The sequence below is a fragment of the Trichococcus shcherbakoviae genome, assembly GCF_963666195.1.
Taxonomy (GTDB): domain Bacteria; phylum Bacillota; class Bacilli; order Lactobacillales; family Aerococcaceae; genus Trichococcus; species Trichococcus shcherbakoviae.
This window is the reverse complement of sequence record NZ_OY762653.1, coordinates 1,264,577-1,289,474: the sequence shown is the minus strand read 5'-3', so window position 1 is coordinate 1,289,474 and position 24,898 is coordinate 1,264,577. Positions and strand designations below refer to the sequence as shown.

28 protein-coding genes and 1 riboswitch are annotated in these 24,898 nt (G+C 48.2%); of the genes, 18 read left to right on the top strand and 10 right to left on the bottom strand.

The window, feature by feature from the left end:
- Window positions 1-38 precede the first annotated feature (38 nt).
- The 4 genes from ACKPBX_RS05970 to ppnP all read left to right on the top strand — a co-directional run bounded on the left by ACKPBX_RS05970 (window position 39) and on the right by ppnP (window position 3,388).
- The gene (locus tag ACKPBX_RS05970) at window positions 39-917 is read left to right on the top strand and encodes a DUF5050 domain-containing protein (RefSeq protein WP_140185542.1); all 879 of its coding nucleotides are present in this window, start codon (window positions 39-41) and stop codon (window positions 915-917) included.
- A gap of 150 nt (window positions 918-1,067) precedes the next feature.
- Entirely contained in the window at window positions 1,068-2,342 is a 1,275-nt protein-coding gene (locus ACKPBX_RS05965; protein ID WP_319996290.1) for a LysM peptidoglycan-binding domain-containing protein, read from the top strand.
- A gap of 317 nt (window positions 2,343-2,659) precedes the next feature.
- Window positions 2,660-3,010, top strand: a complete 351-nt coding sequence (locus ACKPBX_RS05960; protein ID WP_086989144.1) for a DUF2200 domain-containing protein — start codon at window positions 2,660-2,662, stop codon at window positions 3,008-3,010.
- A 51-nt stretch (window positions 3,011-3,061) separates the two neighbouring features.
- Window positions 3,062-3,388, top strand: coding sequence for a pyrimidine/purine nucleoside phosphorylase (gene ppnP / locus ACKPBX_RS05955; RefSeq protein ID WP_319996289.1), 327 nt, complete (start codon window positions 3,062-3,064; stop codon window positions 3,386-3,388).
- 167 nt (window positions 3,389-3,555) lie between these two features.
- On the opposite strand, the gene ACKPBX_RS05950 is transcribed toward ppnP, so the two are convergent.
- Window positions 3,556-3,732, bottom strand: a complete 177-nt coding sequence (locus ACKPBX_RS05950) for a hypothetical protein (protein WP_319996288.1) — start codon at window positions 3,730-3,732, stop codon at window positions 3,556-3,558.
- A gap of 168 nt (window positions 3,733-3,900) precedes the next feature.
- Between ACKPBX_RS05950 and ACKPBX_RS05945 the strand changes: the two genes are divergently transcribed.
- Window positions 3,901-4,389, top strand: coding sequence for a DUF6803 family protein (locus tag ACKPBX_RS05945; RefSeq protein ID WP_319996413.1), 489 nt, complete (start codon window positions 3,901-3,903; stop codon window positions 4,387-4,389).
- An 80-nt stretch (window positions 4,390-4,469) separates the two neighbouring features.
- Here the strand turns inward: ACKPBX_RS05945 and ACKPBX_RS05940 are convergent, their stop codons facing one another.
- Window positions 4,470-4,811, bottom strand: a complete 342-nt coding sequence (locus ACKPBX_RS05940; RefSeq protein WP_068562293.1) for a type II toxin-antitoxin system PemK/MazF family toxin — start codon at window positions 4,809-4,811, stop codon at window positions 4,470-4,472.
- Window positions 4,811-5,041 (bottom strand): type II toxin-antitoxin system PemI/MazE family antitoxin, encoded by a 231-nt coding sequence (mazE, locus tag ACKPBX_RS05935; protein ID WP_086628912.1) that lies wholly within the window; start codon window positions 5,039-5,041, stop codon window positions 4,811-4,813. The genes ACKPBX_RS05940 and mazE overlap by 1 nt, the downstream gene beginning before the upstream one ends.
- A gap of 245 nt (window positions 5,042-5,286) precedes the next feature.
- Here mazE and ACKPBX_RS05930 point away from each other — a divergent pair, with 245 nt between their 5' ends.
- Window positions 5,287-6,210: a cation diffusion facilitator family transporter gene (locus ACKPBX_RS05930; RefSeq protein WP_319996287.1), complete on the top strand. Its 924-nt coding sequence runs from the start codon at window positions 5,287-5,289 to the stop codon at window positions 6,208-6,210.
- A gap of 28 nt (window positions 6,211-6,238) precedes the next feature.
- Window positions 6,239-6,508, top strand: coding sequence for a nucleotide modification associated domain-containing protein (locus ACKPBX_RS05925; protein WP_086628910.1), 270 nt, complete (start codon window positions 6,239-6,241; stop codon window positions 6,506-6,508).
- Window positions 6,509-6,591: 83 nt separating this feature from the next.
- On the opposite strand, the gene ACKPBX_RS05920 is transcribed toward ACKPBX_RS05925, so the two are convergent.
- The 3 genes from ACKPBX_RS05920 to ACKPBX_RS05910 all read right to left on the bottom strand — a co-directional run bounded on the left by ACKPBX_RS05920 (window position 6,592) and on the right by ACKPBX_RS05910 (window position 9,080).
- Window positions 6,592-7,329 (bottom strand): amino acid ABC transporter ATP-binding protein, encoded by a 738-nt coding sequence (locus ACKPBX_RS05920; RefSeq protein ID WP_086628909.1) that lies wholly within the window; start codon window positions 7,327-7,329, stop codon window positions 6,592-6,594.
- A 4-nt stretch (window positions 7,330-7,333) separates the two neighbouring features.
- Window positions 7,334-8,002 carry an amino acid ABC transporter permease gene (locus ACKPBX_RS05915; RefSeq protein ID WP_106449872.1) on the bottom strand — a complete coding sequence of 223 codons (669 nt, stop codon included), beginning with the start codon at window positions 8,000-8,002 and terminating at the stop codon, window positions 7,334-7,336.
- Between the two features lie 232 nt (window positions 8,003-8,234).
- On the bottom strand, window positions 8,235-9,080 hold the full coding sequence (locus ACKPBX_RS05910; RefSeq protein WP_086628908.1) for a transporter substrate-binding domain-containing protein: 846 nt from the start codon (window positions 9,078-9,080) through the stop codon (window positions 8,235-8,237).
- A gap of 378 nt (window positions 9,081-9,458) precedes the next feature.
- On the opposite strand from ACKPBX_RS05910, the gene ade reads away from it, so the two are divergent.
- From ade to ACKPBX_RS05895, 3 genes are read left to right on the top strand one after another with little or no spacing between them, the layout of a single operon-like run.
- Entirely contained in the window at window positions 9,459-11,183 is a 1,725-nt protein-coding gene (ade, locus tag ACKPBX_RS05905; protein WP_319996286.1) for an adenine deaminase, read from the top strand.
- 42 nt (window positions 11,184-11,225) lie between these two features.
- On the top strand, window positions 11,226-12,275 hold the full coding sequence (locus ACKPBX_RS05900) for an inorganic phosphate transporter (RefSeq protein ID WP_319996285.1): 1,050 nt from the start codon (window positions 11,226-11,228) through the stop codon (window positions 12,273-12,275).
- A 12-nt stretch (window positions 12,276-12,287) separates the two neighbouring features.
- Window positions 12,288-12,920 carry a DUF47 domain-containing protein gene (locus ACKPBX_RS05895; protein WP_319996284.1) on the top strand — a complete coding sequence of 211 codons (633 nt, stop codon included), beginning with the start codon at window positions 12,288-12,290 and terminating at the stop codon, window positions 12,918-12,920.
- 573 nt (window positions 12,921-13,493) lie between these two features.
- Here ACKPBX_RS05895 and ACKPBX_RS05890 read toward each other — a convergent pair.
- Window positions 13,494-13,730, bottom strand: a complete 237-nt coding sequence (locus ACKPBX_RS05890; protein WP_086628904.1) for a hypothetical protein — start codon at window positions 13,728-13,730, stop codon at window positions 13,494-13,496.
- 229 nt (window positions 13,731-13,959) lie between these two features.
- Window positions 13,960-14,070, top strand: a riboswitch (SAM riboswitch).
- 80 nt (window positions 14,071-14,150) lie between these two features.
- On the opposite strand from ACKPBX_RS05890, the gene ACKPBX_RS05885 reads away from it, so the two are divergent.
- Window positions 14,151-14,429 carry a hypothetical protein gene (locus tag ACKPBX_RS05885; RefSeq protein ID WP_068562284.1) on the top strand — a complete coding sequence of 93 codons (279 nt, stop codon included), beginning with the start codon at window positions 14,151-14,153 and terminating at the stop codon, window positions 14,427-14,429.
- Between the two features lie 26 nt (window positions 14,430-14,455).
- Entirely contained in the window at window positions 14,456-14,818 is a 363-nt protein-coding gene (locus tag ACKPBX_RS05880; RefSeq protein ID WP_232309386.1) for a DUF488 domain-containing protein, read from the top strand.
- 170 nt (window positions 14,819-14,988) lie between these two features.
- Here ACKPBX_RS05880 and ACKPBX_RS05875 read toward each other — a convergent pair whose 3' ends face one another.
- Window positions 14,989-15,918, bottom strand: coding sequence for an AraC family transcriptional regulator (locus tag ACKPBX_RS05875; protein WP_319996283.1), 930 nt, complete (start codon window positions 15,916-15,918; stop codon window positions 14,989-14,991).
- A gap of 197 nt (window positions 15,919-16,115) precedes the next feature.
- Between ACKPBX_RS05875 and ACKPBX_RS05870 the strand changes: the two genes are divergently transcribed.
- Complete coding sequence (locus tag ACKPBX_RS05870; protein WP_319996282.1) at window positions 16,116-17,048, top strand: DMT family transporter; 933 nt, start codon at window positions 16,116-16,118, stop codon at window positions 17,046-17,048.
- Between the two features lie 59 nt (window positions 17,049-17,107).
- Here the strand turns inward: ACKPBX_RS05870 and ACKPBX_RS05865 are convergent, their stop codons facing one another.
- Window positions 17,108-17,467, bottom strand: a complete 360-nt coding sequence (locus tag ACKPBX_RS05865) for a hypothetical protein (protein ID WP_086628901.1) — start codon at window positions 17,465-17,467, stop codon at window positions 17,108-17,110.
- A gap of 218 nt (window positions 17,468-17,685) precedes the next feature.
- Here ACKPBX_RS05865 and ACKPBX_RS05860 point away from each other — a divergent pair, with 218 nt between their 5' ends.
- From ACKPBX_RS05860 to galE, 5 genes are all read left to right on the top strand, one after another.
- The gene (locus ACKPBX_RS05860; protein WP_319996281.1) at window positions 17,686-18,726 is read left to right on the top strand and encodes an NAD(P)-dependent alcohol dehydrogenase; all 1,041 of its coding nucleotides are present in this window, start codon (window positions 17,686-17,688) and stop codon (window positions 18,724-18,726) included.
- Between the two features lie 198 nt (window positions 18,727-18,924).
- Entirely contained in the window at window positions 18,925-19,542 is a 618-nt protein-coding gene (locus ACKPBX_RS05855) for a trimeric intracellular cation channel family protein (protein ID WP_319996280.1), read from the top strand.
- A 273-nt stretch (window positions 19,543-19,815) separates the two neighbouring features.
- Window positions 19,816-20,979 carry a galactokinase gene (locus tag ACKPBX_RS05850; protein WP_319996279.1) on the top strand — a complete coding sequence of 388 codons (1,164 nt, stop codon included), beginning with the start codon at window positions 19,816-19,818 and terminating at the stop codon, window positions 20,977-20,979.
- A gap of 12 nt (window positions 20,980-20,991) precedes the next feature.
- The gene (gene galT, locus ACKPBX_RS05845) at window positions 20,992-22,497 is read left to right on the top strand and encodes a UDP-glucose--hexose-1-phosphate uridylyltransferase (RefSeq protein ID WP_319996278.1); all 1,506 of its coding nucleotides are present in this window, start codon (window positions 20,992-20,994) and stop codon (window positions 22,495-22,497) included.
- A gap of 28 nt (window positions 22,498-22,525) precedes the next feature.
- The gene (gene galE, locus ACKPBX_RS05840) at window positions 22,526-23,536 is read left to right on the top strand and encodes a UDP-glucose 4-epimerase GalE (RefSeq protein ID WP_319996277.1); all 1,011 of its coding nucleotides are present in this window, start codon (window positions 22,526-22,528) and stop codon (window positions 23,534-23,536) included.
- 353 nt (window positions 23,537-23,889) lie between these two features.
- Here galE and ACKPBX_RS05835 read toward each other — a convergent pair whose 3' ends face one another.
- The gene (locus ACKPBX_RS05835) at window positions 23,890-24,846 is read right to left on the bottom strand and encodes a helix-turn-helix domain-containing protein (protein WP_319996276.1); all 957 of its coding nucleotides are present in this window, start codon (window positions 24,844-24,846) and stop codon (window positions 23,890-23,892) included.
- Window positions 24,847-24,898: the final 52 nt, after the last annotated feature.

Genomic DNA, 24,898 nt, shown 5'->3' with positions numbered 1-24,898 from the left:
CGCGTGGCTGTGAGTTGGAGCAGAAAAGGAGGACACTCATGAAAAAGAATATAGGTTTACTCATGATGATCATTTTGGGCGTGGCACTGCTGACTGGTTGTCGCTCATCAGAAACCGTGTCTATAGGTATGGTCAAACAGAGCGGGGACTGGATATACTACACAGACAATAACGAAGAAGCCCTGTATAAAATGAAAACTGACTGGACCGGAAAGACCAAGGTCGCTGATAATTTTGGGAGCGGCTATATGGTAATTCAGGGGGATACCATCTATTCCTCTGGCATGAATGGCGGTGTCAGCAAGATTCAAACAGATGGTACAGGGGCGGCTAATGTTGTGGATGTCGGCAAAGAAAGCTCGTACGGGTTCGAAGTGTCGGGAGACTGGATCTACTACAGCACTAAACCGGGAAGCATCTATAAGACAAAAACGGATGGCACTGAAAAGACCAAGATAGCTGACATCAGCTCTTTTGAGGGCGATATGAAGGTGTCAGGTGACAGCATCTATTATGTGGATGGAACAAGTTTATTCAAAATGAAGACTGACGGCACTGAGGTTATGAAACTATCAGAAAACGTAGTCATATACGCAGTCGAAGGAGACTGGATCTATTACGGCGAGAAAAATGAAAAAGGGGAATATGAGAACGTAAACAGGATGAGAACAGATGGTACCGCGCATACAAAGCTTGCGGAGGGTGTTTTTACAGCTATAGACGGTGATTCGCTCTATTACAGTAAAGACGGTTGGCTCTACAGGGCAAATCTGGATGGGACTGCAGCAGCCAAAATGAATAAAGTGAAAATGTGGAATATCTTGGACATTTACGGCGAATACATTTACTACGGCGAATATTCAGGGGCTGCTTACAGGGTCAACCTCGACGGCAGCAACAAGAAGCAGTTTGAATAGATATTCAGCGGCTATACTCTGTTGTTTCTGATAATTTCACAGGAATGACCCAAAAGAGTAAAGAGGATTGACTGAGCGGAAAACCTATAGTGACGGGTTTTCCGCTTTGACACTGACATTTCTTGTAGTTCGGAAATGAGGGAGAGGAAAATGCGGGTTTGTTTGCAATGGATGCGTAGATTGGCTGTCTCTGTGTTTTTTTCAGGGATGTTCCTTTTCGGCATGCTATCGCCAAATACCGTTGCAGTGGAATCACAAAATGCAACGCAAGAGAATTTCATTTATACAGTCAAAGCGGGCGATACCTTGTACAGAATTGCTCTCGAATACGGTGTGACCGTGCGGCAGCTTGTGGAGTTGAATGATATTGCCCAGCCGAGACTAATCCGGTTGGGTCAAAAAATCGTCATTCCGACAGCATCCGCTGTTGTTGCGGACTCCTCGCAATCACTCGGGATGAAGTATACGGTTGTATCAGGGGATACGCTCTCCGAAATCGCGCTCCGGTATGGCGTGACAGTTGATCAACTTGTAAAAACCAATCAAATCAATGATCCTAATCTGATTTACATCGGTCAGATGCTGACGCTTCCGCTTTCCTCAAGTTTTACACAACAGGAAATCCTTTCCGCGGGCGGGGGCTATGCGGTAGGACTGAAAAGGTATGGCACGGTCGTTGCTGCAGGCTGGAATGAAGCCGGGCAAGGTGATGTCGGAAATTGGACGGATATTGTTTCTGTATCAGCGGGAGCCTATCACACGGTAGGCCTGAAATCGGATGGTACAGTGTTGGCAACTGGGAGTAACCTCAGCGGAGAAAGCGCCGTTTCGGATTGGAAAGACATTGTGGCTATATCAGCCGGAATCGGCCATACGGTGGGCTTGAAGTCAGACGGAACGGTGATCGCAACCGGAAACAACGAAAATGGGGAAGGCAATGTCCAGGAGTGGACAGACATCGTTGCCGTATCCGCGGGAAATGGCTATACATTGGGGTTGAAATCGGATGGGAATATTGTCTCTACGGGAAGAAATGATCGCAACCAAATTGCGGTCTCCGGCTGGACGGATATCGTGGCTCTTTCTGCAGGGGATTCGCATGCTGTCGGTTTGAAGATGGATGGGACCGTCATTGTTGCGGGAGAAAACAGCTATGGAAAAGGGGACGTATCGGGATGGACGGATATCATCGCCGTAGCAGCAGGAGCTCATCATACAGTGGGCTTGAAGTCGGACGGCACGGTCGTTGCAACAGGATACAACCAAGAAGGGCAATGCGATGTGTCCGGTTGGAAGGATATGATAGCCATTTCCGCAGGCGGGAATACATTCGGACTGAGAAAAGACGGCACTGTCGCAGTGGCGGGAGAAAACGTTTGGAACCAGTATGATGTTTTGGAATGGACGAACATCGGGCATCATTAGATAAGGTTAAGTAGGCGGAGAAAAATTGAAATATACATTTTTGCCAAAAATAAAAATGGGCAAAGTTTCGGTAGGATCTTTCGTCACTTTATTATGCTTTTTGATCAGCGGCTTCATGTTGCTGTTTATGAGCGAGGGGTTCATTTCGTAAAATAAGCCAAAAGTGGTATATCAGAAAGTAAGCCGCAAACACATCCATTTGATGATGTGTTTGCGGCTTTTCTTATTGATAAATGATGAGCTTTTCTGCGATTTATGGCATAATGAAAATCATAAGTACCAAAAATAGCGTCAGGAAGATTCAGAAGGGAGCACCCATGAAAAATACGAAAATATTTGGAATGTCGTTTGCCAGCGTTTATCCGTTGTATATCAAGAAAGCCGAGAAAAAGGGCCGCACGAAAGAAGAAGTCGATGAAATCATTTTCTGGCTGACCGGATATGATGAGGCGACTCTGCAGCAACAGTTGGAAAACAAAGTTGATTTCGAAACTTTTTTTGCACAGGCACCCCAGTTGAACCCTAAAGTTTCGCTTATCACAGGTGTCATTTGCGGATACCGCGTCGAAGAGATCGAAGACAAGCTCATGCAAAAAATCCGTTACTTGGATAAACTCGTCGATGAGCTGGCTAAGGGGAAGGCCATGGAGAAGATACTGAGGAAATAGGTTACACGTGCAAGAAAAACATAAAATAATCAAGCAAATGGAGGAAATAGAATGGAGAATAGAATGGAATTCAAAAACGTTACAGTAATCAAGGAAGCAAATGTTTATTTTGATGGGAAAGTTACCAGCAGAACGGTTTTGTTCGAAAGCGGAGAGAAAAAGACACTTGGCTTCATGTTGGCAGGCGAGTACGAATTCAACACTGATGCAGAGGAAATAATGGAAGTCCTGGGTGGCGATATGTCGGTTATGTTGCCGGGTGAAGCGGAATACACGCTTTACAGCAAAGGCCAAAGCTATGTTGTTCCGGCAAACTCATCCTTCAAGATGATTGTCGAGAAATATGTGGACTATTGCTGTTCATACAAAAACGACTGAATCTGAAGTGCAAGTTTTTTAATAACTGCGCAACAGTGAAGGCAAATCAATTGATTTCAACAAAATAAACCAGCCGGAAAACGGAGTTCGTCTATCGAACTTCCGTTTTCCGGCTGTTTTTTTATAGTGTATAGACAGCGTTTGTTTCGGCTATCCGTTTTCAGCTATTAGACATATTCAACGATTCCGCGTTTGAGAAGCTCTTTCCTCAAAGCTTCATTTTCAGACCGCAGTCGTTTCACATCTGCTCTCAAAACAGAATCCTGTTTACGGATTGTATTTATGACTAACATCACTAAGATAAAAATCAGCACTATTGAAATGATAAATTGGATTGTTTGCATTATCTGAACCCTTCTTTCCGGATTGTTTTTTTCTACATTCACAGAATATCAGGTCATTATGTAGCTCATATGAAGACGCCCAATCTCTATCTAATCTACACATTCATTCGGTATATTAAGACTATCAATTTTTAGTTATTTTACTTTGAGGAGGAAACAAAAGTGAGCATGACTCATTACATGTCTTTATTAGCTTCAAATCAGCCCTGGAATCTGATCATCTTTATGGCAATCCCTGTAATCTGCGCGGAGACGCTGACGATTTCAGAATTTTTCATTATTTTTGACAGGGTAAAATCGGGTGGTTTGAGGACTTTGAACAAAATCGTCGGTATCTTTGCCGGCTTCTATTTCACGGGAATATTCTTCTACCTGTTGTTTAACGCAGTGATTCCATTGACCACCACAAATGGTTGGCACACGTGGGTCGACGTTGTGGCAGTGGGCTTCTATTTGAGCGGCGTACTGTTCCTATTGCCGATCGCACTCATGGAAATTGGTGTCCTGTTCCGGAATAAAACCGATGAAGAAAAAATGAAAATCCACTTTATGCTGGTCGGCGGCTTCCTTGTCGTTGCCCATATTGCCATGATTTTCGGCATGGTGAATCCTGAAATCATCGACAGCATGGCCGTAATGCCTGGTATGACGAATTAGTCATAACCCTGTTAATTTGTATCCAAATACAAGTATATACAACAAAAAATCCGCAATCAGCTGTTAAGTGATTGCGGATTTTAAAAAATGTATTCGATTATCTGATCGACTTTAGCGATATCCTGAACAGGCAATCTATCAGCAAATTCGATTTTTCTGGCGTGAAAATCCAAAGATTTGAGTTGGGAAATGACGATTTGACCTGTGACAACCATTTCTTTCGGCAACGTATATCGAGTAGGAATGTTTTTTATTGTCGAAGTGATGGGGCAAATAACCGCAAACAAGGTGGAACGATTAAATTCGTATCTTGAGACAACCAGTCCCGGCCGACGTTTCTTGATTTCATTTCCTGAAGATGGGTCAAAATTTACCCAGACGATATCGCCTTTCTTGGGGATGTACCTATCGGAAGCGTTCATCAGAATAGTTCTCTCCCTTCAGGAGATAAATTATTCCACTCATCTTTTTCGTAAAAAGCTCCAGCTTCGGACAAAACAAAGGGATCATCAATTTTTGGAACCAATGTGATTGTCCCATCTGGTGAATAGATTACGATATATTCTTTATTGGGTTCCAATTTTTCGCCATTGTGAAACGGCAGAGTTACAACTACGGAACTTCCTTGTAGCCTGGATTTTGTAATTAGCATTTTTCTCACCTCTTATGAATAATTATACTCGATAACACTCAGTCACGCAAAGTGCACTTCGGATGATACGATGATATTTTAGAGATGATTTTCGGAATGGTGAATCCTGTAATCATCGACAGCATCGCCTTTCTTGTCAGGAAAAGTACCTTGGATTTTTCAATTCTATAGGATATGGAGTATGATTATGGTGAAGAAGCTGGTTTGTCCATGCAAAAGGCTGTCCACAATAGGAGGTTTGAGTGATGACAGAACATACCCATGCCCATAGCTATCCGGACGGTCTGGGTGGCGTAAAAGGAAAAAATTTGCTCATAACCATGGTCCTGAAGATTGTGCTGACAATTGCCGAAGTTTTGGGCGGCTGGTTTTCCGGCAGCTTATCGCTACTTTCCGATGCACTCCACAATCTTAACGACGTATTGTCCATCGTCATCAGTTGGTTTGCCGTCAAGATGGCAGCAAAAGAACACGATAAGAAAAACACCTTCGGCTACAGAAGAGCCACCATCATAGCCGCGGTCATCAATGCCACCCTACTGATCATCATGTCCCTTTTCCTTTTCAGGGAAGCTTATTTTAAATTCATTCAGCCTGAAAAAATAAACGCACTGTTGGTCATCATAATCGCCTCCATCGGGATCGTCCTCAATGCAGTGGCTGTATACCTGCTGCATAAGAGTTCAGAAGCTGACTTGAATATGCGAGCGGTGTACCTGCATCTTCTGAGCGATGCCTTGTCCTCTGTCGGGGTAATGGTCGGCGGAGTTGTCATCTATTACTTCGATGCCTACTGGATTGATCCTTTGTTGACGGTGCTGATTGGTTTGTATATCCTCAAGGAAAGCTATGAAATATTGAAAGAGTCGGCGAACATCCTGATGCAGGGAACACCGAAAACGGTGGACATCGATGAAATCGCGGAGGAACTTGAAAAGATGGATGCGATAAAAAACATCCATCATGTCCACATTTGGGCATTGGACGAGTATACGCTCTTTTTTGAAGCCCATGTAAATCTGCAAAATGACATTTTGGTCAGTGAACTATCCGAAGTCTATGAGAAGTTGGAACAGGTATTGAAAGGGCGCTTCGGTGTGACCCACTTGACGATTCAGTTCGAATATAATTGTTGCGAGGATGTGGGCAGGGTACTCGATAAAGAATAAACAAGAACAAAGGAAAGCGGTGGGGGATATGACGAAAGTCGAGCAGCACAGGGAAATATGCGAAAGGCTGAATCAGCTGTATGCGGCAAAAAATAAAGACTACGGGGATAGTTTTGGCGACAGCTTCCAGGAGTACGGGCTGATAATGCCGGCCGTCCGATTGGATGATAAACTGCACCGTTTCAAACAACTGATTAAGCAAGAGGCCGAAGTGAAAGACGAGAGTATCACAGACACGCTGATGGATTTGGCGAATTACGCAATCATGACCATCATCGAAATCGAGAACAAAGCATAATACTGAGCACAATAGTATCAATTACCTCAACAAAAAAAGATAGGCGAGACCAAAGCTTGGATGCTTTGGTTTCGTCTATCTTTTTAAATCGTTATGCTGTTGATGAAGCGGGCAATCCTTGGCTCGGTTGTGCTTTCGAAGAAGTCCTTGGTCGGACCGTCGAAGCCGACTTTGCCGTCCTCCAGGAAGAGCATGCGGTCCGCTGCTTCCCGGGCGAAGTCAAGGTTGTGCGTCACGATGATCATGGACAGCTTCTCGGAAGCGAGTTCCTTCAAAACGCGCAGCACTTCCGCTTCCAACTCGGGATCGAGGGCGGAGGTGGGTTCATCAAAAAGGACGAAATCCGGTTCCATTGCCAAGGCGCGCGCGATGGCCACGCGTTGCTGTTGGCCGCCCGATAGTTGGTCCGGGTAATGGTCCAGTTTGTCGGCCAAGCCCACTTTGGTCAACAGGTTTTTGGCTCTGGCCGTCGCTTCTGTTTTCGAAAGTTTCAGAACCGTGATCGGGCCTTCGATAACATTTTCCAATACCGACAGATGCGGGAAGAGGTTGAAGCTCTGGAACACCATCGCCGTTTCTTTGCGGATTGCCATCATCGTTTCTTTTGATATTTTGGAGCTGAAATCGACCTCGAGATTGCCATTCTTCAAGATGCCGCTTTCGGGCACTTCCAACAGGTTCAAGGTGCGGAGCAGGGTGGACTTGCCCGAACCGGATGGGCCGACGATGACGGTCGTTTCACCGGTTTTGAAAGTCAACGAGATGTCCTTGAGGGCATGAAAGTCACCGTAGGATTTTTGGATATTTTTGATTTCGATCATGTCGTCACGCCTTTTTCAGATATTTGGAAGTTCTGATTTCCAATTTGCCTTGGATCCAAGTCAATACTGTACTGATAAGTAGATAAATCACAGCCACTTCCATATACAGAATCAGCGGTTCATAGGTAACGGAAGCGAACTGCTGCCCGACCATCGTCATTTCGATGATCGTGATGCTGGATGCCAACGAGGTCGATTTCACCAAAGAGATGAAGTCATTCATGACAGCCGGCAAGGCAATCCGGATGGTCTGCGGGAAGATGATCCTTTTCAGGACCTGTCCGTGCGTCATGCCCAAGGAGTCGGCCGCTTCCCATTGCCCTCTCGGGATGGACAGGATCGCGCCGCGGATGGATTCGGCCGAATAGGCGCCGCTGTTCAAGGCAAAAGTCAGGATAGCGGCGGTCCACGCATCCAAGGTGATGTTCAGCTTCGGCAAACCGAAGAAGACGATGAACAATTGGATCAAAAGCGGGGTTCCGCGGAATACCCAAACGTAGAACCAAGCCAGCCCTTTTAATATCTTGCTTTTCGAAATCCGCATGACTGCAGTAAGGACAGCCAGAACAAGTGACAAGGCAAATGAAATCAGCGCCAAGGGGATGGTGACGGTAAATCCTGCTTCCAGAATTGGCCATAGGGCGTTTTCGATTATGGATAATGTGTGTTGCAAAATTTACTCACCGTTCCTTTTTATATTAAAAATTAAAAAACTATTCAACGTCCAAAAGGGCACCGCCGCAAGTGGTTCACGAGATACCAAATTGTACCATGCATCCAACAATGATGGCTAGCTTCAAGGGTTAGCCATCCATAAATCAGATAAATCGTACCGATTGCGCCCCTTAGAGCGCACTCGGTACGATTTTCTGAATGTGGGTCTGAACGAGCCCGTTCAGCTTTTCTTAGTTATTGGCGCCGACGCTGATGTCTTCACCTAGGTATTTTTCGAAGATTGCTTTGAAAGTGCCGTCTTCTGTGCGGGCTGCGATGATTTCGTTCAGTTTAGTCTGGAATTCTGTGTTTTCTTTTTGCAGGATTATGCCGACTTCGTCATTTGTAGGCAGTTTTTCGTCGATCAGTCTCAAAGTGGAATCTGGATATTCCTCAAAGTAAGTCAAGAAAGTGATGTAATCATTGATTGTTCCGTCCGCGCGGCCTGAAGTGATTAATTCAACTGCTTGATTGAAGCCGTCGACAGGTACGATTTCAGCGCCAAGGTCACGAGCGTTCTGTGCGTAATTACTTGTAGTGGATTGGGCTGATTTTTTGCCGCTGTAGTCTTCCAAAGTTTGGATGTCAGAGTCTGCGCTGACAGCAAGTTGGCCGTAGGACTCGAAATAAGCATCGGTGAAGTCATAAGCTTCTTGTCGTTCTTCGGTAACGCCGACGTTGTTGATGACGATATCGTATTTATTGACGTCCAATCCGGCAATCAGGGAATCCCATTTCGTTTCGACGAAGACAGCTTCCACGCCCAAATCTTCAGCGATGACTTCTGCGATTTCCACTTCGAAACCGACCAAGTCGCCTGTTTCTGTGTCATGGTAGCTGAATGGCGGGTAAGTGCCTTCCACCCCGATGCGCAATTGTTTGTTTTCTTCGATCGTCTTTAAGACGTTTCCCGCCGTAGCGGTGCTGGTTGCTGTAGAGGCACTGTCCGAACTTGAATCAGTTGTTGTTGCGCCGCAAGCCGCCAAAACCAAACCTGCTGTACCCACGAATAAGATTTTTGATAATAGTTTCTTCATTTATATTCACTCCTGTTTTTGTTTTTTTTGATATGTTGTCGGTCCTTCGACCGGAAAAAAACTCCCCCACGCGGTTGATGCTAGTGATGAAAGCCTGCAAACCGACACTTTCTTACTTTTTGTCGCTCGAAGGCATGAGGAAATCTTATCACCAGTGCATGTAAGAAGCAAACAGTTATAATCGAACAAGGTTGATAGGTAAAAACGATCACCTATAGCTTCAAAAAGATCCGGATTTTATGATTGCAGAAAATCTTATAGAGGATAAGTTTGACCGCTGATAAGAAGCTTATCGGTCCCCAGGTGAATCGTGTATAATATAGGAAACAACAAGAGATTCGCTGACCAAGAGAGCGAATGGAACCAGGGGGAATTTGTATGACAGATGCATTGAAAAGATTGATCCAGGCAGCACAGCAACCGGAGGAAGCGGACCTGATTATCCAGAACGGAACAGTGGTGGATGTGTTTTCGCTGGAGACCTTTGAAGCGGACGTTGCGATCAAGGACGGGCACATCGTCGGCATCGGTACCTATCCGAACGGGAAGCAAGTGGTGGATGCTTCAGGCAAGTATGTCATGCCGGGCTTTATCGACGGGCATATCCATATCGAATCGACCATGGTTACGCCGTCGGAATTTTCGCGTGCCCTCATCAAACACGGCGTGACGACCGTTGTGACCGATCCGCATGAAATCGCAAACGTCGCAGGAACAATCGGGATTGAATTTATGTTGGAGGACGCCGCCAATGCCGACATGGACATCCTGATGAAGCTGCCTTCGTGTGTGCCGGCAACACCCTTCGAACAGAACGGCGCGACGCTGACCGCAGATGATCTCCGGCCTTATTTGACCCATCTGACCGTCATCGGCTTGGCTGAAGTGATGGATTATCCATCCGTTTTGAATGCAAATCCGGATATGCTTGAGAAAATCCGCATGACGATCGAAGCGGGAATGATGGTTGATGGCCATGCGGCTGGTTTGCCGGATACTGCGTTGAATGTGTACAGCACAGCCGGGATCCGCAACGATCATGAGGCGGTGACTGCGGAAGAGGCGATTGCGCGGGTACGCAGGGGCATCCATGTATTGGTGCGTGAAGGCTCGGCTGCGAAAGATCTGTTGGCGCTGCTGCCGGCCATCAACGAAAGGAACAGTCGCCGTTTTTCATTCTGTACGGACGATAAGCATCTGGACGAACTGGCGGAAGAAGGAACCGTCAATTATGCCGCTCAGCTGGCCATCCAACAGGGATTGGACCCGCTTATCGCCATCCAGATGGCTACGCTCAATAATGCGGTATGCCATGGAATCGAGGATAAAGGCGCTATTGCACCCGGATATCTTGCGGATATCCTGATCACGGACAGCCTGGAGACACTGCGCCCGGAAACGATCATCAAAGACGGCCGCTTGCTGAACCTGGATGTTTTAAGAAATGTCCGTGCAGTTGTGCCGCAGGCCGTCCGCTCCTCTCTTCATTTGAAGAAAGTGACTAAAGACGATTTGCAGATCCCGCTTCAGAAAGACCAGAAAGCTTGGGTCATCGGAGTTGTGCCGGGCCGGATCATTACCGAGAAAATCGCAGCGGATGTGAAGACAGAAGATGGCTTCTTTGTTGCGGATCCAGAAAATGATCAAGTGAAGATGGTGGTGTGCGAACGCCATCACCAAACCGGCAGCATCGGTGCTGGCATCGTCAGCGGACTCGGTCTGAAACGGGGCGCCATCGCCTCGACTGTAGCCCATGATTCGCATAATCTGGTCGTTGCCGGTACGAATGATGAAGATATGCTGCTGGCGATCGAAGAGGCGGAACGCATGCAAGGCGGACTCGTCATCGTGGATGGCGGCAAGGTGCTGGCGTCAGTCCCGCTGCGGGTCGGTGGCATCATGTCGGAAAAACCTTACGAAGAAGTAATCAAGGAATTGCATCAGTTGCACGAGCAGTTGGCTACGTTGGCGGAGGAATCGCAGAACATTTTCATGATCCTTTCGTTCCTGTGCTTGCCGGTCATTCCGCGTCTGAAACTTACAGATAAAGGCTTGTTTGATGTGGATTCCTTCCAGCATATCGAAGTCGGGATTCCGATGTAAAACCATTCATTTCACTGTGATCCGGAAAGGCGGTGGTTCTTTATGGCGATTTCATTCGGTGAATTCATTCAGTTGCTGCTGACGAGCCCGGCTATTGCGGTGACGGTGGCCTTGACGCTGGGAGTGGTTTTGGTGAACGGGTGGACGGATGCGCCGAATGCCATCGCCACCTGCGTCTCGACAAGAAGCATGACGCCTCGGAACGCCATCTTGATGGCGGCTGTGTTCAATTTTTTAGGCGTTTTTGCGATGACAGCGATCAATGCGAAAGTTGCCCAGACGATGGCGAAGATGGTTGATTTTGGCGGGAATACGGATGACGCGGTTGTGGCGCTGTGTGCGGCTCTCTTCGCAATTGTGGTATGGGCCACTGCGGCCTGGTATTTTGGCATTCCGACAAGCGAGAGCCATGCCTTGATCGCTGGGGTTTCGGGGGCTGCAATCGCGTTGCAGGGCGGCATCAGCGGTATCAATGGGGCGGAATGGATCAAGGTGCTGTACGGCTTGGTACTTTCCACCGTTCTTGGGTTGTCTCTGGGCTTCCTTGTCGTGAAACTGGTCGGCGCGTTGTTCAGGGACATTGAGCGGCAAAGCACGACAACCTTCTTCCGCAACAGCCAGATAGTCGGTGCGGCGGCGATGGCCTTCATGCATGGGGCCCAGGACGGCCAGAAGTTCATCGGGATTTTCCTGTTGGGTATCGCGTTGTCGCAAGGAAATGCCGCGACCGATTTCGCGATTCCGGTCTGGTTGATGTTGCTGTGTTCCACAGTTATGGCTTTGGGAACAGCGATCGGCGGCGGGAAGATCATCAAGACTGTCGGGGTCAACATGGTGAGATTGGAGACTTATCAAGGCTTCAGTGCTGATTTTGCCGGGGCCTTGAGCCTCTTGACGGCATCGCTCTTGGGGCTGCCGGTGAGCACGACCCACACGAAGACAACGGCTATCATGGGAGTGGGCGCGGGTAGGCATCTGTCGAGCGTAAACTGGCTGACGGTCAAGGAAATGGTTTATACGTGGGTGTTGACGTTTCCAGGTTGCGGTCTTGTCGGTTATCTGATGGCAAAGCTGTTCATTGGGATATTCTAGGGGGAGCCGGTTATGTTCAAAAAGAAGACGGAAAAGTTGGATTATTTCGATGAGTTCATCAAGCTTGCCGAATGGGGTGTCCAATCGGCGGAATTTCTGAAGCAGGTGCTGGCGGATTATCCGGTCGCTGATCTAAGTCAAAAATTGGACGAGATGCATGAAATCGAACACAATGCCGACCTCGCGAAATACAGGCTGATGCGCTATATGTACAACGATCTGTTGCCGCCTTTCGACAGGCAGGATGTGATTGCGCTGGTAACCAGTCTGGACCATGCCATCGACATGATAGAGGATGTCATGATCCATATTGAGATCTATCAACCGCAGAACATCACCCCGGAAATCAACCAATTCCTGGATCTGGTCGAAAAATCAGCCGAAGAACTGCTTACGGCGGTAAGGCTATTAAGAACCTATAAGAAATCGCAAAAAGAGATCCATGCAGTCATCGACCTGATCAATGCCTGTGAAAAAGAAGGCGATCTGCTGTATATCCAATCCATGCGCGATCTCTATCAGAACGATGTGGATGCGGTCAGCACCGTCATCCTAAGCAAAATCTATAAATCCCTGGAGGATTGTTGCGACGCCTTCAAGGACGTGACCAAATTCGTGGAAGAGATTGCGTTGAAGTACGCTTGATCTGTGGTGGTTGTCCGATAATGTGGAAGAATCGGACAAGTGTAGTGAGTTAGTCTTGCTGGTTGTCTGATAAGACGGAGGAATCGGACAAGTAGAGTGAGATTGTCTTTCTGGTTGTCCGATAATGTGGAAGAATCGGACAAGCGGAGTGAGATTGTCTTTCTGGTTGTCCGATAATGCGGAAGAATCGGACAAGTGGAGTGAGATTGTCTTTCTGGTTGTCCGATAATGTGGAAGAATCGGACAAGTAGAGTGAGATTGTCTTGCTGGTTGTCCGATAATGTGGAAGAATCGGACAAGCGGAGTCAGTTGGCATTGGTGGTTGTCCGATAACGTGGAGAAATCGGACAATCAGAGAGAGAGTTAGTAACGGGATTCCCCGCCATAACGGTTTTGAAAGGTTATTTCTGAGCGTAAAATCAAGTCCCATACAGAAATAAAGGGGCGGCATCAAAACTAGAAAGTATTATTCTAGTTTTGATGCTGCCCTATTTAGCTATATGATCCAAAAGATGTCATCAACTATAATCTATTGCCTATGCACCTAAATTATTGGTCCAAGGATGGATCCGTTTATTCAGTGGGACAAGAAATATTTTCATCCTTATCTCTGGCATGCATACTTACGCCGTTCATCTGATGGGCGTCTCCAGCGTGATGACGAAGATGAGTGGCATGGCTACGTACATACTGACCGTGATTTTCAAAAGTCACCGTATCCATCATCGCTGCTTCTACGGGAGTTGCAACAGCAAAGGTGGTCAATGCAGTAAAAGAAATCAGGCCAATCATCAAATATTTTTTCTTCATGGTAAGTTCTTCCTTCCTATGTATAAACTGGCTATGTTTTACGAGACTGTTTCCGTGTTGCTGATCGGACAAAAGAAATGATCTGCAACGCGGGATCGCTTGATCCTTCTTAAGGATACCAAGGAAGTGTGTAGAACAGATGTAGATGACAAAAATAGATTAAGCCAATTGGAAATCAGTTGAATTTTGCGCAATGCTATGACATAATATGTTTGAAAATTAAATAACTTCTTTATCAAGAGAGATCGAGGGACTGGCCCGATGACATCTCAGCAACCGACCCCTGCGCGAACGCAGCGGCACGGTGCTAAATCCTGCAGAGCAATCTGAGAGATAAGAAGAGCAAAGCGACATTCCCGACTCTTCTTGTTTAAAGAAGGGTTTTTTGTTTTCAAAAAAAACAATCTGGAGGGAAAGACGATGACAATGACAAAAGAACAATTCGAACATTGCGAAAGAATGGAAGCTGCAGGCGGCCCAAAAAGCCAAGCCGAGGCTATGCTCTATCATCAGTACAAACAGCAAAAGGCTGCCATTGCAGAAGCGCTTAAGATGGGTAAGGAGAACTATCAAACGGAACTGCTGGCCAAAGTAGTGGAAGTACATCGGCTTGAGGAAGAAATCGCCAAGTTGCAGCAGCACCTTTACCTGGAGCGGGTACAAGTGGATAAGATGATGGAACTGATGGACCAGTTTTAACGAAGCAATTGGGAGGAGGAATGGATTTGGAACTGAAGATGAAACGCATCTACGAAGCCCCCGCGGAAGCTGATGGCTTCCGGATCCTGGTTGATCGGCTGTGGCCGCGGGGTGTGAAAAAGGAAGCCGCGCAACTGGATGCATGGCTGAAAGACAGCGCGCCTTCGCCGGATTTGCGCAAATGGTTCGACCACGATCCCGAAAAATTCACCGCCTTCAAAGAACGCTATGAAGAGGAAATGTTGACGAACCCGCCGACAGCTGCTGCTGTAGCGGAGATCCTGAAACAGTTGGAAGCGACCGATGTCACATTGGTCTATGCCGCGCGGGATCCGGAAATCAATCATGTCGTCGTGTTATGGGATTTTGTGGAGAGCCAGTGGAAATAAGCGATCATAGAATGCGAGAGAAGACGCGCTTGGCCAAGGGCGTCTTCTTTCGGTTGGGGGTGCTGCCTCAGTTGGCTTTCGGAGAAGCGTCAGCGTCTGTTCAGTCGACAAAAGTGAGTTGTCTTGAGCTTCAGTAGCAATGGTCGTGTGGAATAGTCGACGCACCCCCATCAGGTCTCGTTCCTATTCCCGAACCGCTTCCGGTATTTCAAAGGTGACAGCCGGTAGCTGCGCCGAAATTGTTCCACAAAGTAACTGATCTGGTTGTAGCCGACCGCTTCGCTGATTGCGCTGATCGATAGGTCGGTGCCGATGATCAGGTTTTTGGCCAGGAAGAGCCGGTGCTTCGCGACGTATCTCATCGGGGATGTCTGGGTATATTTTTGGAACAGCGCTGTGCAGCGGTTTTTATTAATCAAGGCATGATTGGCCAAATCGGCGACCGTGATTTGGTGCTGGTAATTTTCTTCGACATATGCCAACAGGCGGTGGAATAGCTTTCTTTCCTCGAAATCGGCTGCTTTTCCGGATCCCCTGAGCGCGTAGAGCGTCTCCTCCAGACTATCCGAAAGCAGATTGATGACGGAGAAATAAGGGATGGTATGGTCGCTTGCCGCTAGAATTCGTTGCAGACGCGCCGTTTTCTCCGGAGACAGAGCCAACAGGTGGTAGCTGAAGGCTTCGTTTTCCAAAAGTGGCAGAATGTAGTCCTGAAGCACTTTTTGATGGAAGAAATCCGGCTCAAAATTGACGCAGATGGCCGCGGCATCTCCTGATATAGTCCGGGAACGGTGCAGCTGCCCGCGGTTGATGATCAGGAGCGTATCGCCCGATAACGGAAACGCATCCTCATTCACCGTGAATTCCAAAGTACCTGAATGGACCCAGACGGCCTGCAGTTCCTGATGCCAATGCAGCGGAATCGTATCTTGGCGCAGATGCTGAAAATGCTGGCGAAGCAGCGTCAGATTGAAGTCTTGGGAAGGGAAACGGACGTCCTCTTCCAGCTGATTCCTGAAATGGATCGGCATTGTTTTTCCGTCCACTTGGCTTGGGACGATGCGGTAGCTGCCGCTATCGGAATCTCTCGTTGCTGTCATCTGTACAGCTCCTTTCTCTGTCCGGCCCGTATTGTTTTCTGATACTATAATAGCAATTTTAATCCGAATCTGGCAAATCCGGCAATAAAATATACACAAATCTGATAAAAATAAGTAGCCCAGCGATAGAATCGGATCTTCCACCCGCCTATAATGAACGAATACAATGGATAATCATCGGAATGGGAGCGGACGGTATGAGTGATAAAGTGAAAGGAGTATTATTGGCGGCGGGTGGAGGCAGCTTGTGGGGGATTTCAGGGATTTTGGCGCAACTGCTTTTCGCTGTTTATACGGTCTCTTCAGAATGGCTGGTGAGCACGCGCCTTTTGATGGCAGGAATCTTGATCCTTTTCTACAGCCGTGCCGTAAAGCGGGAGGATATTTTCGGGATTTTTCGTGAAAGCGGGGATGTCATCCGCCTGCTGTTGTTCGCGGTGTTCGGCATGGTCTCCTGCCAGTATTTGTTTTTCAAGGCAATCGAAGTGAGCAGCGCGTCCTTGGCGGCCATCCTTCAATTCACAGCGCCGATTTTTGTCTATCTATATATGTTGATAAAAAAAGAGAAGCGCTTCAATCCGGCTGAAGGCGGACTGGTGCTGGCAACTTTTGCGGGAGTACTGCTGATCGTGACCAAAGGCGAATTCAGCCGAATCGCGGTTTTGCCGCTTGGACTTGTACTGGGAATCGGCTCTGCGATCGGCGTGGCCTTTTACACACTGCAACCGCGGCTGATCCTGAAGAAATACGGATCCTCGGTGGTTGTTGGCTGGGGCATGTTCATTGGTGGCGTGCTGTTCCAGTTCATCCATCCTTTTTGGGCTCCCGGATTCGCGATGACAGCGCAGAGCGTTCTGTTGACCGGCGCAATCATCCTCTTCGGAACGGCCGTCGCTTTCCTGGCGTATCTGGAAAGCGTAAAATACATCGAAGCCTCCTTGGCGAGCGTCATGACTGCACTGGAGCCACTGCTGGCGGCGATTCTTTCGGTACTCGTCTTCGGAACCGCATCCGGCTTTGTTGAATGGCTGGGCATTGCGATCGTCTTGGAATCCGTATTGCTGTTGTCGAATTTCAGTCGGTTCAAAGAAAAAATCCCTTCCCGAGAATGCGGCAAGGAAATTTTGTGAAAACAGAGCAAGCAGCCTGCGCTAAGGAGTCGCAGGCTGCTTGCTTTATATTTTAATGTCTATTTTTGTTCCAACACCACGCGGTAATAATCATCGTCACCCTTGAATATCAGTTTGATTTGCAGTTCCCTTTCAGAAAGTTCCGGATCGACAAAAGTATTCGTCTCGTCGGATACCTTTTCTTTTATTGCGTCAAGAGAATCGTAATAGGCTACAATGAAGGGCTCATGCTCCGCATCAAAATCCGCGAGTTGTTCCAAAAATGCAGTTTCGTTATCAATAACTTCAGTGCTGATGATTTCTGCGCTTTCACTGACTGATGTTTGAGTGACTTCGGTTTGGGTAGTTTCGTTTGATTCATTCGAACAGGCCATAAGCAATAATGCAACCGGAAGAGCTAAGTAGGCTTTCATTTTCAAGTTGATTCCTCCCATTTTCGAATTGTTTCAATATTAAGTATAAACTAGTTATACTGAGAATAGAAATAATGTTAATAATAAGAAACAAAAAAAGCGGGAGTAATTTTAGCGCTTCTTAGCGGTTATCGCTTGACTTAACCTTAACTTTAAGGAGTATGCTCTTTCTACAAGAGCGAGAATGCTGCTTTTGAATTAAAAGCATAATGGAGGAAAAATAGATGGTACTAGCGAGAGCAAGAGCAGTCGACGGGCCGGACAAACCGTTCCGATTTGCTGAAATCAAGAGACGGGAATTGGATAAGCAGGACGTTCTGATCGAAATCAAGTTTGCGGGTATTTGTCATTCGGATATCCATACAGCCCATGGTGAATGGGGACATGTGCACTATCCGCTCGTGCCTGGGCATGAAATCGCGGGATTGGTCACAGCGGTCGGTCCTGGTGTGACGAAGCATCAAATCGGGGATCGCGTCGGTGTCGGCTGCATGGTCGATTCCTGCGGAGAATGTGAAAATTGTTTGCGCGGCGAGGAGCAGTACTGCCTCAAAGGCAATGTTCCGACCTATGCCGGCGTCGACAAATACGGCGAACCGACACAGGGCGGCTACTCCACGCATATCGTCGTGACCGAAGATTTTGTTGTGCGCATTCCGGACAACATCGGACTGGATGCCGCAGCGCCGCTGTTGTGCGCCGGCATCACTACTTACTCGCCATTGAACCGCTGGCAGGCCGGCCCCGGCAAGAAAGTCGCCGTGATCGGACTGGGGGGATTGGGGCACATGGGCGTCAAAATCGCGCATGCGATGGGGGCTGAAGTCACCGTCCTTTCGCAAACGTTGAGCAAAAAAGAAGACGGTCTGAAGTTCGGAGCGCAGCATTATTACGCTACCAAGGATCCGGAAACATTCAAGGAATTGGCCGGCACTTTTGACCTGATCATCAATACGGTGAGCGCCGCTATCAACCTGGACGCTTACTTGGGCTTGTTGAAGCTCGATGGTACGCTGGTGAACGTCGGGGCTCCTGGAGAACCGCTGTCAGTGAATGTGATGTCCTTGATCGGTCATCGCCGTTCCTTCGCCGGTTCCATGATCGGCGGCATCCGCGAAACACAGGAAATGTTGGACTTCTGCGCCGAACACGGCATCGTTCCGAATATCGAAGTCATTTCAGCCGACCAGATCGACGAGGCCTATGAACGCGTATTGGCTTCCGACGTCAGATACCGTTTCGTGATCGACACCAGCACAATTTGATGAAAAATTAGTTCTCTGATGTTCAATATTTTTGGGCGCAAGGGTATATGGAAGCTACAGAATAAATAGGTTTGTGCAAACAGGCTAAAAAAGAATGAAAAAGAATGCAAAGTTTATGGCGACTTTGCATTCTTTTGCGTTATACTTTTTGCAAAACCTAATATTTTCAGAGAACTATCATCAGGGGGGACACATTGAATGGAATTCATTTCTATAGTTGAAATAATCGGAACGATCGCCTTTGCGATGTCAGGGGCATTGACCGCGATCGAGAAGGATCTTGATTATTACGGGATCGGGATATTTGCGATCACGACTTCGGTAGGCGGCGGGATCGTCAGGGATCTGCTGATTGATCGCCCTTTGCCGGCATCATTGGAAAACCCGCTCTATGCACTCATCAGCTTGCTTTCCGCCGGCTTTGTCATTCTTTTCTATACGCACATCAACAAATTGGCGAAGAAACTGCAATTTTTTGATGCGATCGGTCTTGGGGCATTTACTGCTATCGGAGCAGAGGTGGCTGTGCGGCTGGGCTTTCAACAGTGGTACGTGGTGGTGACGTTGGCGGTATTGACCGGAACCGGTGGCGGACTTATCAGGGATGTGTTCGCTCGGGAGATTCCTTATATATTCCGCAAAGAGGTGTATGCGATGGCGTCCATCCTTGGGGCCATCCTGTACATTATCGTGTTTCGCTTAGCCGGAAGTCAAATGGCGTTATACAGCTGTTTTTTTGCAACCACTTTGATCAGGCTCTACTGTATGGAGAATGACGTTCATCTGCTGAAAGTCGGGAAGGTCACACTTGAATAGTCATCCGTTCCAAAGCTGCGTGCATTATTTGATACAATTACCCAAATATTTTTTTACCTGGAAATAAGCTAAATGAATGTTAAACCGCAATGAAGGGCTTGACAATGCCTAACATTGCGGTTTTTTGTGTTAAATGAATCAAATTCCGCACGGGGTGAAAGCGCTCCAAAAACGCTTGACACTTCTTTGTTGTGGGGTTATAATTCATTTAGTTAATATTTAGTAAAAATAACAAGTAAACGTTTACCGGAAAACAAAAAGGAGCGGATGAAGATGGAATTGACAGGATTGAAGCAAAAATTTGAGGAATTATTCGGCAAAGAGGATTACACAGCATTTTTCGCACCGGGGCGCATCAATCTGATCGGCGAGCACACGGATTACAACGGCGGGAATGTTTTTCCTTGCGCCATCACACTGGGAACTTACGCTATTGCGGCAAAAAATGATCTGAAGCAAGTCCGTCTTTACTCGGAAAACTTTCCGGAAGCCGGCGTCATCAGCTTCGACTTGGCCGATCTTGAACACAAAAAAGCGGACAGCTGGGCCAACTACCCGAAAGGCATGCTGCGTTATCTGAAGGAAGCCGGGCATGCCATCCCTGAAGGCATGGATATGGTCATCTTCGGAAATATCCCGAATGGCTCGGGTCTGTCTTCTTCCGCGTCCCTTGAGTTGTTGATGGGCGTTGTTTTGGATAACCTGTTCGACCTGAATGCGGATCGGTTGGAGCTCATCAAAACCGGCAAGCGCGTGGAGAACGAGTTCATCGGCGTCAACAGCGGCATCATGGATCAATTCGCTGTAGGAATGGGCGAGGAGAACAAAGCGATCTTGCTGGACTGCAACACACTTGAATATGAAATGGTTCCCGTAGAATTGGGCAATCATGCTATCGTTATCATGAATACGAAAAAACGCCGCGAATTGGTCGACTCCAAGTACAACGAACGCCGCAGCGAATGCGAAGAAGCGTTGGCGAAGCTGCAGACGGTCGTATCGATCGGCAGCCTGGGTGAACTCGATGAAGAATTCTTCGAAAATGCGAAAGCAGTTTTGGAGAGCGATGTCCTGTATCGCCGCGCGCGTCATGCTGTCACAGAAAACCAGCGTACCCTGAAAGCCAAAGCGGCCTTGCAGGCAGGCGAATTGGAAGCATTCGGACAGTTGATGAACCAGTCGCATATTTCTTTGCGGGATGACTACGAAGTGACCGGGATCGAATTGGACACATTGGTTCAGGCTGCATGGAATCAACCTGGTGTCTTGGGGGCGCGTATGACTGGAGCAGGATTCGGTGGCTGCGCAATCGCCATCGTCGAAAAAGAGGCTATTCCGGCCTTCATCGAAAATGTCGGTAAAACCTATGAAGCAGCGATCGGTTATCCGGCAGAATTCTACATCGCCGAAATCAGCGATGGCGCAAAACGGTTATAAGGAGCGGTTGGCATGACGATAAATGAGACAGAGTATGCGATCGACCAAGCTGTTGTCGATTTCGTGGAAACGGGCATCATAAAAGGCGAAACGGATGCGATGGACAGGATTGCGCTGCGGAATCTGCTGTTGGTCATGATCGGAAAGGAAGACTTGGATACGCAACTTGTGCCATCGCAAAGTTTGCCGGATCGTTTGGATCTGCTGGATCGCTTGGTGGATTGGGCGGTCGCAAACGGAAAAATCGAGGACTACCAATACACGCGGGAGACGCTGGAGGCGCAGATCATGTCTTTGATCACGCCGATGCCTTCCGTCATCAACAAGCATTTCTGGGAAGTCTATGCAGAAAATCCGGAAACCGCAACTGACTATTTCTACGAGCTCAGCCAGAACAATGATTACATCAAAACCCGCAGCATCGCCAAAAATATCGCGTTTCAACACCGGACCGATTACGGTGAACTGGAAATCACAATAAACTTGTCCAAACCGGAAAAGGATCCGAAGCAGATCGCATTGGCGAAAAACGTGCCTGCTTCCGCTTATCCAGCTTGCCAGCTCTGCATGGAAAATGAAGGCTATTCCGGGCGCATCGACCATCCGGCCCGCGCCAACCACCGCATCGTCAGGATGCCATTAAACGGCGAGAAGTGGGGTCTGCAATATTCGCCTTATGCTTACTATGAGGAACACTGCATCTTTTTGGCCGAGGAGCACAAGCCGATGAAATTGGACAAGCATACTTTCGATAAGCTACTTGGGATCATCACGCAATTCCCGCACTATTTCGTCGGATCGAATGCGGACCTGCCGATTGTCGGTGGCTCGATCTTGTCGCATGACCATTATCAAGGCGGCCGGCATACCTTCGCGATGGCAGAAGCACCGGTCGAACGGCCATTTGAAATGAACCGATTCGCTTCGATTCAGGCAGGCATCGTCAAGTGGCCGATGTCCGTCATCCGGCTTGCCGGTAAGGATGCCCATGAATTGGCGGAGGCGGCGACCTTTATCCTGGATGCATGGCGAGGCTATTCGGATGAAGCGGCCGAAATCCTGCATGTCACGGAGGGTATTCCGCATAATACGATCACGCCGATTGCGCGCATGAAGGACGGTTTGTTCGAACTGGATCTGGTTCTGCGGAACAACCGGACTTCGCCGGAGTTCCCGGACGGCATTTTCCATCCACATCCGGACGTGCAGAACATCAAAAAAGAGAACATTGGCTTGATCGAAGTTATGGGGCTAGCCATTTTGCCTCCGCGTTTGAAGGATGAGTTGATTGAAATAGAAAATTATCTTAACGGAGAAACAGCTGAGATTGCTCCTTACCATCAGGAATGGGTGGCAGGCTTGGTGGACAAAAAGGACCGGACTGGCGCTGATGCGGCGGAAGTGGTGCAGGAAGCTGTAGGCGAAGCCTTTTTGCGGGTGCTGGAGGATGCTGGTGTGTTCAAACGCACCCCTGAAGGCCAGCAAGCGTTCCTTCGTTTCGTCGGACAGTTGCGTTGAACTTTTGAATGAAAGTGGAGGGGATAAAATGTCAGTATTAGTGACTGGAGGCGCCGGCTATATCGGCAGCCATACCGTAGTGGAATTATTGAAAGCCGGCCAGGAAGTGGTCATCGTCGACAATTACTCCAACAGCAAACCGGAAGTGTTGAACCGGATCAAAACGATCACCGGAAAAGCACCGACTTTCTATGAAGTGGATGTTCTGGACCGCGAAGCCTTGGACGCAGTCTTTTCAAAAGAGGATATCGACTCCGTCATCCATTTTGCTGGCTACAAAGCGGTGGGCGAATCCGTGGCGAAACCGATCGAATATTACCACAACAACATCACTAGCTCCTTGGTTTTGTGCGATGTGATGCGCAGCCATGGCGTGAAGAAGATCGTCTTCAGCTCATCGGCTACGGTCTACGGCATGAACAACGTGTCGCCGTTGACGGAGGACTTGCCGACGAGCGCAACGAACCCTTACGGCTATACGAAAGTGATGATCGAACAGATCCTGCAGGACGTGGCATTCGCCGATTCCGAGTGGAGCATCGCGTTGCTGCGCTACTTTAACCCAATCGGCGCGCATGAATCCGGTTTGATCGGCGAAGACCCGACCGGAATTCCGAACAACCTGATGCCGTACATCACGCAAGTGGCGGTCGGTAAATTGCCGCGCCTGAGCGTCTTCGGGGACGACTACGACACAACGGACGGCACAGGCGTCCGTGACTACATCCACGTCGTCGACTTGGCGCTGGGCCATATCAAGGCTTTGGACAAAATCAAGGAAACGGAAGGCGTCGGCATCTACAACCTAGGTACCGGCGTTGGCTACAGCGTACTGGACTTGGTGCATAACTTTGAGGAAGCGAATAGCGTCGAGATCCCTTACGTAATCGTCGACAGACGCCCTGGAGACGTAGCGACCTGTTATGCGGACGCTACCAAAGCCAAGGAAGAACTGGGTTGGACCGCCCAGAAGACATTGGCGGACATGTGCCGCGATTCCTGGAATTGGCAAAAGAATAATCCGAACGGCTACGAATGAAAAATTGTTAGTATGAAAAAGTGAAGGACAGCCCCCATTTTTCCGGGGCTGTCCTTCACTTTTTCAGTTAGTTCGGTAATAGAGGGTGTGAGCGCCTGGACGTTGTCCGATAAGTGCGAAGAATCGGACAAGCAGGCAGCATTAGCACTTGGCGTTGTCCGATAACCGGAAAGAATCGGACAACCAGACAACATATGCCCTTGTGGTTGTCCGATAAGTGCGAAGAATCGGACAAGCAGGCAGCATTAGCACTTGGCGTTGTCCGATAATCGGAAAGAATCGGACAACCAGACAACATATGCCCTTGTGGTTGTCCGATAACCACGAAGAATCGGACAACCAGCAATCGTAAATTATTTTTTTCGCACTTCCGATGGCAGACAGTGGAATCTGTTCTTATAGCACGTATAGAAATAGGTCTTGTTCGAAAAGCCGACTTCGGTCAGGATCGTCTGGATCGGAATTTCGGTGGATTCGATGAGCAGGTTGGCCTTCAGTAGCCGCTTTTCGTTCAGCAATTCCGTGAACGTCTGGCCGCTGCGCTTCTTGATCATGTTGCTCAAGTAGTTTTTGTTGAAGTTCAGCCGTTTGGATGCAGCGTCCAAGGTCAGCGTTGTGAACTCGGCATCGATCAGCTGAAGGACCTCGTAAAAGGGGTCCTTTTTGCTGAACGTTTCGCTGTACTCGTGCGGCAGGGAACGCGCCAATTCGTAAAGCAGAATCGGCAGGTAGCTGCTGATGATCTTTCCGGAAAAGACCTTCGGGAAGAAATATTCGTCGGCCATATTGTTGATGATCTGCTTGATGTGCTCATTCTGTTCGTTGCGGAACAGGATGAAATTGGCGGCGTTCGTGTCAAGCGGGTTGTTCGTCAGCAAAATTTTGTAGAGGATGCTGTCGTTGTGGTTCATGTTCATCAGCCAGTTGATCGAGATGCTTTTGTTGTTGAAGAGGATGTTCAAAAGCAGATCGTCCTTGCCGAGCGCTTCGATGGAATGCGCGCTGCCGGTGTCCATCAGCAGGATGTCGCCTTCCTTCAACAAGTAAGGGACGCCGTTGATGATCTGGCGGCATTCGCCCTTCACGATGTAGTTGAGTTCGAGGAATTGGTGCGAGTGCTCCGGGTAGGCGGCGTAGCGGTTGTGTTTGCTGATGTAGATGTCCTTGTTTTCGAAAAACAGATGTTCCTTGATTTTTGGCGCCCGGGTCGCCTCCCCCTCCAGTTCCGGCAGATCGGGCACAAATTTATGCCGCTTTTTCTGTTCCTTTTCGATGACAGATTCCTGCGATAACAGCGCAATCAGATCCATTCGAACACCTCCTGTATATTTGGTACTCACAACTCATTCAGTGACATTGTAG